Raw genomic sequence first — 11,778 nt, 5'->3', positions numbered from 1 at the left:
CTTCCGAGAGACGCTCTGTATTTTCTGTGCCTGAAAACGATCAGATGCCAGTCTGGCCGTCGGAGCCGATATAGGCGATGCGCAGCATGTTGGTCGCCCCGGGTGTCCCGAGCGGCACACCGGCCGAGATGATGATGCGATCGCCCGGCTTGCCGAAGCCTTCGGCAGCAACGATGCGGCAGGCGCGGTTGACCATATCATCGAGATCTGTCGCGTCATGGGTGACGACGCAATGCATGCCCCAGACAACCGACAAACGGCGCGCCGTCTTGATGATCGGCGACAGAGCGATGATCGGCACCTGCGGGCGCTCGCGCGAAGCGCGAAGGCCGGTCGTGCCCGACGATGTATAGCAGACGATGGCCGACAGCTTCAGCGTCTCGGCGATCTGGCGGGCGGCGAGCGAGATAGCATCCGCACCGGTTGCTTCCGGTTGGGCGCGCTGCGCGTAGATGATGCCCGGATAATGCGGATCCCTTTCCACCGTGCTCGCGATCGAAGCCATCATCGAAACGGATTCGACGGGATAGGCGCCGGAAGCCGATTCGGCCGACAGCATGATCGCATCGGCGCCTTCGAAGACGGCAATGGAAACGTCCGAAACCTCGGCACGCGTCGGAACCGGCGAAGAGATCATCGATTCCAGCATCTGCGTGGCGACGATGACGGGCTTGCCTGAACGGCGGCAGGCGCGGATGAGCTGCTTCTGGATACCCGGCACGGCTTCGAGCGGCATTTCCACGCCGAGGTCGCCGCGAGCGACCATCAGGGCGTCGGAAAGCTCGATGATTTCCTCGATGCGCTCCAGAGCCTGGGGCTTTTCGATCTTCGACATCAGGCCGACGCGGCCGCGGGCGATCTTGCGCACTTCTGCGAGATCGTCGGGGCGCTGAACGAAGGAGAGCGCCACCCAGTCGACATCGTCGGTCGCGAGAACCGCGTCGAGATCGGCTCGGTCCTTGTCGGTCAGCGCGCCGACGCCGAGCAGCGTGTCGGGCAGACTGACGCCCTTGCGATCGGAAATGCTGGTACCGGCGATAACCGTGGTGACGATGCTTTTGCCGTCGCACTTTTCGGCGCGCAACGCCAGCTTGCCGTCATCGATCAGCAGGCGATGGCCCGGCTGCACGGCTTCGAGAATTTCAGGATGCGGCAGATAAACGCGAGTGTTGTCGCCAGGGGTGTCATTGTTGTCGAGCGTAAAGGTCTGGCCGGGCTTCAGCTCGACCTTAACGTCGGCGAACTTGCCGACGCGCAGCTTCGGGCCCTGGAGGTCGGCCAGAATGCCGATCGGCCGGCCCGAGCGGGCTTCGACGGCGCGGATACGCTGGACGAGCGTGCGCATCAGATCATGGCTCGCATGGCTCATATTGATGCGGAAGATATCCGCACCTGCCTGGTGCAGCTTCTCGATCATCGATTCCTCGGAGGAGGCCGGGCCGAGGGTGGCGAGGATTTTAACTTTGCGGTTACGCTTCATCAATTCTGGCTTTCTTGCGTCCCTGGGGTGTCGGAGAGTTGAACCATCCAGCTTCCCTGGCGGCCCGTATCATATTCCTTGAATCCCATTTTTTGATAACCCCGGGCATAGCAGTCCTGCACGCCCGCGATCTTGAATTCGTTTTCCGCCACGCACATCTGCACGTCACCCGTCCATCGGCCTCCCCGGGCGGCATCCTCTGCGTAGAGGTAGTAATAACGCGACTGTAATTCTCCCTCGATCAGCGTAGCGCAGGTCGTTGCCGGCACCTGCCACCAGCCCTCCGTAACCCAGCCTTCCTTCGCGCGATATCCGATCGCAACGCCAACCAGATTTTGCGTACCATTGCAGACACGGAAATCCGCGCGCGCGGCATCTGCGATGAAGAACGGTGAAACGGCTGCAAGAGCGAACAATGCGAGACGGACCAGCGGCCCGGACCGCGTGAGGAAACTTGGCGCGGCTTGGATCAACACGACTCCCAAATAGCTCCACGGTTATTCGTTGTCCGTGTCTTCTTGCGCCGCCATCAAACGAAAGTCAACGCAATGCTAATCGATTATATTTCCTTTCATAACCGCCCCTCGGATGCATCTCGTCACGCTTGACCTGCCCATCGCGCTTGAACCGTCCGGACGCGCATGCAATCACTGGACGAAGACGCGAAATGACAATCGGCAATTTCCAAATGGATCACTTCCCATCCTTCGAAATCCTACCCGGCCAACATGACAAAGGCATGGTGATCCTCGGCGATCATGCCATGAACCGCCTGCCCGCACGATATGGCCAGCTCGGCCTGCCGGAGAGTGCCTTCTCCAGGCACATCGCCTATGACATCGGCATTGACGGCCTTACCCGCAAGCTGTGTGCACAACTGGGCGTGCCAGGCGTGCTCGGTGGTTTTTCGCGCCTTCTGATCGATCCTAACAGAGGCGAGGACGACCCGACACTGATCATGAAGATCTCCGACGGGGCCATCATTCCCGGCAACCATCCTATTAGCGAGGAGGAGTGGAACTACAGGATCGAGACTTTCCACAGACCCTATCACAATGCCGTGTCGGAGACGATCGATAAGGTGGCGAATGCGACCGGCAAAGCCCCACTGGTACTGTCCCTCCACTCCTTCACGCCTGCCTGGAAAAGCGTTCCCCGCCCTTGGCATGCAGCAGTGCTCTGGGATAGCGACCACCGCGCCGTCGGCCCATTGCTTGAAAAACTGCGCGCCGATCCCGATCTCGTCGTCGGTGACAACGAACCCTATGACGGCGCCTTGAAGGGTGACACCATGTATCGTCATTGCATGACGACGGGTATCCCGCACGCGCTTCTGGAAGTGCGCCAGGACCTCATCGGCAGCGAGACCGGCATCGAGGAATGGGCGGCGCGTCTGGCACCCGTCTTTGCGGAGATGAACACCGATCCGGCTCTGCATGCATACAGCGTGCACGCTTCGCGGACCGGCCCCTATTGAGTGAAAGGACTTGGCCCATGACCACGCTCAGCAAGGAACAACAGACAGAATTCGAGGCAGCCGCCTTCCGCCGGCTCATCGCGCATCTTCGCGAACGAACCGACGTGCAGAACATAGATCTGATGAATCTCGCCGGCTTCTGCCGCAACTGCCTGTCCAACTGGTATCGCGAGGCTGCGGAAGCCGAAGGCGTCAATATGACGAAGGACGAATCGCGTGATGTCGTCTATGGCATGCCCTACGAAGACTGGAAGAACCTTCACCAGACGGAAGCATCGCCTGTGCAAAAGGCCGCTTTTGAGGTGAACAACCCGCACAAATAGACCATACCGCCTCAAACCGCCTTGACGCTGGCGGCACTTCGCGGCAGTCACTGGCAACCGAATACATATCCCGAAATCAGGAGAACACGATGTCTGATGCACATGGCGTCGCCCGCGATCAGCTTCGCGCTTTTGTCGAGCGCATTGAACGCCTGGAAGAAGAAAAGAAGACCATCGCCGACGACATCAAGGACGTCTATGGCGAAGCAAAGGGCATGGGCTTCGACACCAAGATCCTCAAGAAGGTCGTTGCGCTGCGCAAGAAGGACGAACAGGAACGCATGGAAGAAGACGCGATCCTCGACACCTATCTGCACGCTCTCGGCATGATCGAGTCCCCGCCGGAAGGCTGAAGGTCGGCCAGCTCCGTTCGCGAAAGCCGCCTTCATGGCGGCTTTTCTTTTGGCTCAGCGACGGCCATTCACGCCGGTCGAGAGCATACTTGCAGGTGATGAAAACATCTTGCGCAGCCATAAAAGCAAAAGCCGCCCGACAAATGCCAGGCGGCCTCGTTTCGTCAGAATATAATCCTATCAGCGCGTGTTGAACTTGCGCACTTCCATGAAGTTGACGGCCGTGCCGCTGAAGCGGGCGGGATCTACCGAAGCAGTCTTCTGGAAGCCTTCGGCATAGACCGAGGTAGGCTGGGCGCGCAGTGTCTGGCTGACGAAGCGTGGTGCCTGTACCTTTTTGGACGCCATTTCCAGGCGGGCATTGGTCAGAGCCCACTGCGAGATCATCTTCTGGGTCAGCTTCGGCTCCGTACGCACCGTCTGGCGGCCTTCGTCGGCGGCGACCGCTTCCTGCTTCGTCGGCCGGCCACCCTTGGTGGGGAGGCCCTGCGCGACCGGGCTGTCGAGGGTGACAGGCTTCGGTGCTGAAGGAGGTGCAGCGAAGCTCGCGGACTTGGTCATCGGAGCAAGTGCGGCAAGCTGCAGCGGCGGCTTGTCGAGTGCCGGCGGGTTCTTCGGGGCGGCGGCATTGATTGCCTGCTCCACGGTCTGCGGCTCGGAGGGCGCGTTCATAGCGACATCAGCGTCACCACTCTCGTCCTGCTGCTTTGCAAGCGCCGCGGCCATGGCGGGGGAAAGCGTATCCTGATCAGCTTCGTCTTCCCCCGCTTCAGGATCGGCATTCTGTGCAGCAAGCAGGTTTTCGGCAACGGCCGGACGTTCGGCTGGGGTCGGAACGCTCGTCGACATCAGGCTCGGATCGACAGAGGCAAGTTCAGCATCACCCGGCGCACGACGCTGCCCAAGGAGCGATGGAACCGGAATGCTGTAGCCGCTGAGATCGGCGAAATGCTCCGGTTCCTGCGGCTGGCCAGCCGGCAAGGCGGCAAGTGCCTGCTGCGCCGCGTTACCCGCAGATGGCGGCACCAGAGCATTGACAACCTCATTGCCGGCAAGCTGGTTGCTGAAGGCCGGACGAACCTGTGGCACCGGTGCGTTGACGCTTGCAACTTCGGTCTGAGGCTGCGGTTCAGCAGCGGGGACAGCTTCAGCCTTCGGCGGCGTTGCCTTGGCGACAGCCACCGGTGTGCTATCCTCCGAATTATCCTCTTCCTCGTCGGCGCCGCCACCAAAGAGATAGGCAAACAATGTCTTTTGCTTGCGAGGCTCTTCATCCGAAGCGGAAGCGCCGGCGCTCGCCATCATGATCTGGCTGCCGTTCGCCACGCGACGCTTGTAATCGGCCATCGCCTGCTGGTAGCCCGGCAGCGGCTTGCCATCGGCGGGAATATGAATGGTGTTTCCATCAGGGAAGAGCCTGACCAGCTCGTCGCGGCTCATGCGCGGCCATGCGCGGACGCCGCCGACATCCATATGCACGAAGGGTGAACCCGATTTCGGATAGAAGCCGACGCCACCGACCTGCATCTTCATGCCGATGCCGCGCAAGGTGGCGAGCTTCACGTCAGGAATGAAGAAATCCATCGCCTTGCCGAGCATATGCTGGCTCTTTTCGGCGACACCGGAATTACGCGAACGGCCGCGCAGCATCTCGTTGGTAGCCGGCGAGCGGAAACCGCAGACGACATTGATGTAATCCCTGGAACCGGACTGGCGGTAAACTTCCCAGATGAGGTCGAAGAGACGCGGATCCATCTTCGTCGGCTGATTCTTTCGCCAGTCGCGCAGGAACCGGTTGAGCTGTTCGAGGCCCTTGGGGTCGAACTTGCCGTTTCGCTTGTAGGTGATGACTGCCTTTTCACCGGTATGAATGAAATAGAGCTTCAGGCTGCGGGTATCGCCTGCAGCCTGAGACGGCGTGCTTACGAATACAGGTGAGGAAACCGCGAGCGCAAGAAGGGCGGCCGCTGCCGTCCTAACTGCCCTTCCGCCAATCTTGGCGCACAAGCGCCAACTCAAGCGCGAAAGCTTGGTATTCCCATTCAGATTCGGCAACTCGATCCCCGTCAGACAGTCAATGTCCCGTGCTGTCTCAAATGGCTGTCAATTGCGGTCACACGATGGCAAAAATGCCACACATGATCAACCTTTTCTTTACATAGTGAACGAGCAGCTAACAAGTGGTTTATGGACAGTAACGAAACGTGGTTGCCTCATTCTTAATAAAAAGGCGCTTATGCCGCATCTTTCTGAGGATTATCGGGGTCGATACCGTAGTCCTTGAGCTTTCTATAAAGTGTGGACCGGCCGATACCTAGCTTTCTTGCCACTTGACTCATTTGTCCTCGGTAGAATTTCAAGGCGAAACGAATCAGTTCTTCCTCGACGTCGGCAAGACGCCGAACGTCACCGGCCTGATTGACGCTCGATATCGCTTTGTCGGAAGCCTCGGTCCCGCGGCCCATCGTCTCGGCGGCGGATTCCGCCTGATAATCCTCGGGGAATTCCGCGTCCGGATCGAGATGCGAATTGTCGGCAACGAGCGCCAGATGATCCACGACCTCATAGTTCGGAAGCTGGGCGGCGATCTGCGGGAAGTCCGCTTCAGTCAGCTCCGGACCTTCGGCAAGCACGACGGCACGGAAGATTGCGTTTTCGAGTTGGCGGATATTGCCAGGCCAGTCGTAGGCGGTCAGCAACGCCAGCGCGCCGGCATTGACCGTCATGCGGCGGCCATTCTTTTGCTCGCCGGAGAAGCGGTCTGCAAAAACCCGCACCAGATGCGGAATGTCCTCCTTGCGCTTACGCAGCGCCGGAATGGTGATCGGGAAGACGTTCAGGCGATAGTAGAGGTCCTCGCGGAAGTGGCCGTTCTTGACCTCTTCGATCAGATCCTTGTTCGTCGCCGAGATGAGGCGAACATTGACCTTGTGCGCAGTGCGCGCGCCAACGGTCTCGATCTCGCCCTGCTGAACGGCGCGCAGCAGCTTCACCTGCACCTCGAGCGGCAGATCGCCGATCTCGTCGAGGAAGATGGTGCCGCCATCGGCTTCCATGAACTTGCCGATATGCTTTTCGGTAGCACCTGTGAACGCACCCTTTTCATGGCCGAAGAGGATGCTTTCAACGAGATTGTGCGGAATGGCGCCGCAATTGACCGTCACGAACGGCTTGCTGGCGCGATCACCCCCCGATTGGATTGCGCGTGCCACCAATTCCTTGCCGACGCCCGATTCTCCTTCGAGCACAACCGGAATGTTGGATTGGGAGGCACGCTGCGCCAGATCGATGACCCGGATCATTGCCGGGCTCGCCGAAACGATGTCGTCAAAGCCGATGGAGCCCGAACGCGAACGGCGGCCGGCACGGGCCTTCACTTCGCGCTGGTCGAGCTTCATGGCATTGGAAATAGAGGTGTTGATCCGTTCCGGGGAAACCGGCTTGACGACGAAGTCGAAAGCACCGGCGCGCATGGCCTGCACGACGGTTTCGATGCCGCCCTGACCTGTCTGGACAATGACCGGAATCTGCGTTCCGAAATCATGCAGCGCTTCGAGGAACTCGAGGCCGGTCATTTCCGGCATCATCAGATCGAGCACGATGACATTGAAAAGGCCGGGATCGCGCTTCACCATCTCCAGCCCGATGCGGCCGTTTTCGGCCTGGTGCACCACATGGCCGCTACGCTCGATCGCGTTTTTGAGCAGACGGCGCTGCACGGGATCATCCTCGACCACAAGGATCTGCCCTGCCCCTTTGAGCTCATTGTAACCGGTCATTGTCGCCTCACTTCATGCGAAACCATAGAGGGCACTCTGACAGAAAGGCTTGAACATCCAGTTTTGAGAAACAATTGCATTTTAACGATTACGACAGGCCGTTTTCGTGCCGTAACAGGGCCCTTTTTGCGCCGAAAAACCCTTGCTGACGGGCGTTACGACGCTTAGACAGTCAGACCTGTTATAAAAGAGGAAGAGGAACCTCCCGATGAGACATATGCTTGCGCACGCCGATCTTCATCTTTCGGCAGCGGCTCCCGCTGCAGCGGTAGACCCGGCTCTCGGCGAGCTTCCCTCCTGGCGGCTGCAGGATCTCTACCCCTCGGCCACTTCCACGGCTTTCGTTTCCGACATGGAAAAGGCCGGCAAGGCAGCGTCTGATTTTGAAACCAAGTGGAAGGGCAAACTTGCCGCAGCCGCCACCAGGAAGGGCGAGGAAGGTATCGGCCAGGCACTGAAGGAATATGAGGCGCTTGACGATGTCATGGGCCGCCTCGGCTCCTTCGCAGGCCTTACCTACTTCTCGGATACGTCCAACCCGACAAACGGCAAGCTCTATGGCGATGTCCAGACCAAGCTTACCGATTATTCCGGCCGCCTGCTGTTCTTCGCTCTCGAACTCAACCGCATCGACGATGCGGTGATCGATACCTGCATGGCAAATGATCCGGTTGCCGGGCACTATCGCCCCTGGCTGGTCGACCTGCGCAAGGACAAGCCCTACCAGCTCGAAGACCAACTCGAACAGCTCTTCCTCGAAAAGTCGATGACGAGTGCCGCCGCCTTCAACCGTCTCTTCGATGAGACGATGGCGGAGCTGCGCTTCGAGATCGACGGCGAAAAGCTGCCGCTCGAAGTGGCGCTGAACATGCTGCAGGAAAAGGATCCGGAAGTGCGCCGTAAAGCGGCAATGGCGCTCGCCGAAACCTTCAAGACCAATATCCGCATCTTCACGCTGATCACCAACACGCTCGCCAAGGACAAGGAGATCGCTGATCGCTGGCGCGGCTTCGAAGACATTGCCGATAGCCGCCATCTGGCGAACCGCGTCGAGCGCGAAGTGGTCGACGCCCTTGCCGCAGCCGTCAAGGAGGCCTATCCGCGCCTCTCGCATCGCTATTACAAGATGAAGGCCAAATGGCTTGGCATGGAGCAGATGAATTTCTGGGATCGCAATGCACCGCTTCCGGAAACCTCGAGTGCCGTCATCTCCTGGACCGAAGCCAGGGACACGGTGCTGTCCGCCTACGGTAATTTCGCGCCGGAAATGGCTGAAATCGCCAAGCGCTTCTTTGACGAACAATGGATCGACGCCCCCGTTCGCCCCGGCAAGGCGCCTGGCGCTTTCGCTCACCCGACCGTCCCTTCTGCCCATCCCTACGTGCTCGTCAATTACATGGGCAAGCCGCGTGATGTCATGACCCTCGCCCACGAACTCGGCCACGGCGTTCATCAGGTTCTTGCCGGCGCACAAGGCGCCCTCATGTGCCAGACGCCGCTGACGCTTGCCGAAACTGCTTCCGTCTTCGGCGAGATGCTGACCTTCCGCGCGCTGCTCAACCGGACGACCGACAAGCGCGAGCGCAAGGCCATGCTTGCCCAGAAAGTCGAGGACATGATCAATACGGTCGTGCGCCAGATCGCTTTCTACGAGTTCGAGCGCAAGGTTCATACTGCCCGCAAGGCCGGCGAACTGACCGCCGATGACATCGGCGAGCTGTGGCTTTCCGTCCAGTCGGAAAGCCTTGGCCCGGCGATCAAGATTTCCGAGGGTTATGAGACCTACTGGGCCTATATCCCCCACTTCATCCATTCGCCCTTCTATGTTTACGCCTATGCTTTCGGCGATTGCCTGGTGAACTCGCTCTATGCCGTCTATCAAAAGGCCGAGAAGGGCTTTCAGGACAAGTATTTCGAGATGCTGAAGGCCGGCGGCACCAAGCATCATTCCGAACTGCTGAAGCCCTTTGGCCTGGATGCGACCGACCCGTCCTTCTGGAGCAAGGGGCTATCGATGATCGAAGGCCTGATCGACGAACTCGAAGCGCTGGACAAGGCATAAGCCGCCCAAACTCGCAGCTTCGCTGGAAAGGCAATGGCAGCGTCCGAACCCTTCATCCTGTTCCGGGACGACACGACCGGCGAAGTCATGCTCTTCGCCGGCCCGCAACACGTGATCGTTGCCCGCACGCGCGCCAAATTGCTGCCGGCGCTGGAGCGGATGGAAGAAGCGCGCAAAGCCGGTAAATGGCTTGCCGGTTACATGGCCTATGAGGCCGGCCATCTCTTCGAAGAAAAGCTTGCCGCCTTCGCCGAAGAGGACCGGGAGACGCCCTTGCTGCTGTTCGGCGTCTTCGATGCGCCGCAACCGGAAAATCATCCCCTCGCAACACCGCGTCAGCGGCGCGAAAATGAAGAGTTCCTGACCGCACCCAAGGCAGCCTGGAATTTCTATATATATAAAGAGCGTTTCGAACGCCTCCATCAGCATCTGCGCCTCGGCGATATCTATCAGGCCAACCTGACGATGCCGATCGAAGCCCGCTGGAGCGGTGATCCGCTTGCCGCCTTCTGGTCGCTGATCGACCGCCAGCCCGTGAAATACGGCGCGTTTGCCAATCTCGGCGGCCCCATCATTCTTTCCCGCTCGCCGGAACTGTTTTTCCGCACGGACCAAGATGGCTGGATTGAGACCCATCCGATGAAGGGTACGGCCAAGCGTGGTGCGACACCGGCCGAAGATGCCCAAATCGTCGAAGCCATGAAGGCCGACATCAAGACACAGGCGGAAAACCGCATGATCGTCGACCTCTTACGCAACGATATCTCGCGCATCAGCGAGGTTGGCACGCTCGACGTTCCAAAACTCTTTGAAATCGAGACCTATCCGACCGTCCACCAGATGGTCAGCCACGTTCAGGCGAAACTCCTGCCCAACCTTTCCGTCCGAGACATCTTTGCCGCCCTTTTCCCCTGCGGCTCGATCACAGGCGCGCCGAAGATCCGCGCCATGGAAATCCTCCACGATCTCGAGGATGGTCCGCGTGATGCCTATTGCGGCGCAATCGGCATGATCGCGCCCAGTGGCGCGATGCGCTTCTCCGTTGCGATCCGCACCATGACGCTCTTCGGCGGCGGCAAAGCAGTCTTCAATGTCGGCGGCGGCATCGTCTTCGATTCCACTGCTGAAGCCGAATATGAGGAATGCCTGCTCAAGGCCCGCTTCGCCGTCGGCGACCAATGGATTGCCTGATGACGGATTTTTCGCTGATCGAAACGCTACGCTGGCAACCGGACGAAGGGTTCATTCGCTTGCCCCTTCATCTCGCCCGCCTCTCCCGCTCCGCCCGACGCATCGGTTTTCCCGAGCCAATGGAAGTGGTCGCGAAACTGGAAGATGCGGTAAGGGATGACAAGGAGCCGCGCCGTGTCAGGCTGATCTTCGACGGCCAGGGCCGGATCGATATTACCACCGCGCCCTTCACCCCGCTGCCGCAAGTGACAGTCTGGAAACTCCGTATCGCCAGCACGCGTCTCGATTCCACCGACAAACTGCTGCGTATCAAGACCACATGCCGGGCTGTCTATGAAGCGGCCCGCGCCGAGTTCACGCCGCAGCAAGCAGATGAAATCATCCTGCTCAACGAACGGCAGGATGTCTGCGAGGGAACCATCACGTCAGTCTTCCTTGATGACGGTTCCGGCATTCTCAGAACACCGCCGATCTCCTGCGGCCTGCTCGCCGGCGTGCTGCGCACCGATCTCATCTGCCAGCGCAAGGCCCGCGTCGGTCGCATCACGCTCGATGATCTGGAAAATGGTATGCTTTACGTTGGAAATTCGCTGCGCGGCCTGATCCGCGCTACGCTGCAAAAGGACTGACCTTGCTGATCCTCTCCCTGAATTATGTGAAGCCGAACGAAGAGGCCGACAAGCACATGGAGCCTCATATGGCCTGGGTGAAGGAAGGATATGCAAAAGGCTGGTTCCTCGCTTCCGGCCGCAAGGTCCCGCGCACCGGCGGAGTCATTCTCGCCGTCGGCGAGCGCGCCGAGATTGAAGCCTATGTCGCAGCCGATCCCTTCACCATCCACGGTGTTGCCGAATACGAGATCATAGAAGTCGGGTTGACGACGGTGACGGAAGGGCTGGAGACCCTGAAGCGCTGAGCCACCAACCACGTGCGGCGAAGGGAACTCGTGCGGAGATTGCGCGCAGTTTGCAGCGCCGATATTTAACCTTTGCAGGGGGATCGCTCTTTATTGTGACGCCGTTTTGTGATTAGAGCCGGTCACTTCGCGAGCTTCGCGGCATCTTCACATGAATTCTTTAGGCTGAAAGCCTTCGTTCCCTTCCAATAGGAGAA

The 11,778-nt window shown here is 59.4% G+C and carries 11 protein-coding genes; 7 read left to right on the top strand and 4 right to left on the bottom strand.

From position 1 onward, the window contains the following. Positions 1-40: 40 nt before the first annotated feature. Entirely contained in the window at positions 41-1,480 is a 1,440-nt protein-coding gene (gene pyk, locus FHT92_RS22880) for a pyruvate kinase (protein WP_183748735.1), read from the bottom strand. Continuing rightward, positions 1,480-1,953 carry a DUF1036 domain-containing protein gene (locus FHT92_RS22875; RefSeq protein WP_409527019.1) on the bottom strand — a complete coding sequence of 158 codons (474 nt, stop codon included), beginning with the start codon at positions 1,951-1,953 and terminating at the stop codon, positions 1,480-1,482. Before FHT92_RS22875 ends, pyk begins: the two co-directional genes overlap by 1 nt. A 215-nt stretch (positions 1,954-2,168) precedes the next feature. On the opposite strand from FHT92_RS22875, the gene FHT92_RS22870 reads away from it, so the two are divergent. The 3 genes from FHT92_RS22870 (at position 2,169) to FHT92_RS22860 (ending at position 3,633) form a co-directional block, all read left to right on the top strand. Then, positions 2,169-2,957 (top strand): N-formylglutamate amidohydrolase, encoded by a 789-nt coding sequence (locus FHT92_RS22870; RefSeq protein WP_183829889.1) that lies wholly within the window; start codon positions 2,169-2,171, stop codon positions 2,955-2,957. A gap of 17 nt (positions 2,958-2,974) precedes the next feature. Continuing rightward, complete coding sequence (locus FHT92_RS22865) at positions 2,975-3,280, top strand: DUF1244 domain-containing protein (RefSeq protein WP_183829609.1); 306 nt, start codon at positions 2,975-2,977, stop codon at positions 3,278-3,280. An 89-nt stretch (positions 3,281-3,369) separates the two neighbouring features. Further along, positions 3,370-3,633 carry a DUF2312 domain-containing protein gene (locus FHT92_RS22860; protein WP_007822869.1) on the top strand — a complete coding sequence of 88 codons (264 nt, stop codon included), beginning with the start codon at positions 3,370-3,372 and terminating at the stop codon, positions 3,631-3,633. Positions 3,634-3,813: 180 nt separating this feature from the next. On the opposite strand, the gene FHT92_RS22855 is transcribed toward FHT92_RS22860, so the two are convergent. Both FHT92_RS22855 and FHT92_RS22850 read right to left on the bottom strand, forming a co-directional pair. Further along, entirely contained in the window at positions 3,814-5,688 is a 1,875-nt protein-coding gene (locus FHT92_RS22855) for a DUF882 domain-containing protein (protein ID WP_183829606.1), read from the bottom strand. A 179-nt stretch (positions 5,689-5,867) separates the two neighbouring features. Then, complete coding sequence (locus FHT92_RS22850) at positions 5,868-7,412, bottom strand: sigma-54 dependent transcriptional regulator (RefSeq protein WP_183829602.1); 1,545 nt, start codon at positions 7,410-7,412, stop codon at positions 5,868-5,870. Positions 7,413-7,620: 208 nt separating this feature from the next. Here FHT92_RS22850 and FHT92_RS22845 point away from each other — a divergent pair, with 208 nt between their 5' ends. Genes FHT92_RS22845 through FHT92_RS22830 form a run of 4 tightly spaced genes read left to right on the top strand, consistent with a single transcriptional unit; the run spans position 7,621 to position 11,581 of the window. Continuing rightward, positions 7,621-9,474: a M3 family oligoendopeptidase gene (locus FHT92_RS22845; RefSeq protein ID WP_183829599.1), complete on the top strand. Its 1,854-nt coding sequence runs from the start codon at positions 7,621-7,623 to the stop codon at positions 9,472-9,474. 33 nt (positions 9,475-9,507) lie between these two features. Beyond that, complete coding sequence (locus FHT92_RS22840; protein WP_183829596.1) at positions 9,508-10,665, top strand: aminodeoxychorismate synthase component I; 1,158 nt, start codon at positions 9,508-9,510, stop codon at positions 10,663-10,665. Continuing rightward, on the top strand, positions 10,665-11,294 hold the full coding sequence (locus FHT92_RS22835) for an aminotransferase class IV family protein (protein WP_183829593.1): 630 nt from the start codon (positions 10,665-10,667) through the stop codon (positions 11,292-11,294). Before FHT92_RS22840 ends, FHT92_RS22835 begins: the two co-directional genes overlap by 1 nt. A 2-nt stretch (positions 11,295-11,296) precedes the next feature. Continuing rightward, positions 11,297-11,581 carry a YciI family protein gene (locus tag FHT92_RS22830; RefSeq protein WP_183748707.1) on the top strand — a complete coding sequence of 95 codons (285 nt, stop codon included), beginning with the start codon at positions 11,297-11,299 and terminating at the stop codon, positions 11,579-11,581. Positions 11,582-11,778 lie beyond the last annotated feature (197 nt).

Source organism: Rhizobium sp. BK377 (genome assembly GCF_014193935.1).
Lineage (GTDB): Bacteria > Pseudomonadota > Alphaproteobacteria > Rhizobiales > Rhizobiaceae > Rhizobium.
This window is presented reverse-complemented; position numbering and strand designations above follow the sequence as displayed.

Excerpts from the sequence above, each read along its gene's own strand:
- FHT92_RS22870 (WP_183829889.1), top strand. The coding sequence starts at position 2,169 with ATGGATCACTTCCCATCCTTCGAAATCCTACCCGGCCAACATGACAAA.
- FHT92_RS22850 (WP_183829602.1), bottom strand. The coding sequence starts at position 7,412 with ATGACCGGTTACAATGAGCTCAAAGGGGCAGGGCAGATCCTTGTGGTC.
- FHT92_RS22840 (WP_183829596.1), top strand. The coding sequence starts at position 9,508 with ATGGCAGCGTCCGAACCCTTCATCCTGTTCCGGGACGACACGACCGGC.
- FHT92_RS22860 (WP_007822869.1), top strand. The coding sequence starts at position 3,370 with ATGTCTGATGCACATGGCGTCGCCCGCGATCAGCTTCGCGCTTTTGTC.
- pyk (WP_183748735.1), bottom strand. The coding sequence starts at position 1,480 with ATGAAGCGTAACCGCAAAGTTAAAATCCTCGCCACCCTCGGCCCGGCC.
- FHT92_RS22835 (WP_183829593.1), top strand. The coding sequence starts at position 10,665 with ATGACGGATTTTTCGCTGATCGAAACGCTACGCTGGCAACCGGACGAA.
- FHT92_RS22865 (WP_183829609.1), top strand. The coding sequence starts at position 2,975 with ATGACCACGCTCAGCAAGGAACAACAGACAGAATTCGAGGCAGCCGCC.
- FHT92_RS22845 (WP_183829599.1), top strand. The coding sequence starts at position 7,621 with ATGAGACATATGCTTGCGCACGCCGATCTTCATCTTTCGGCAGCGGCT.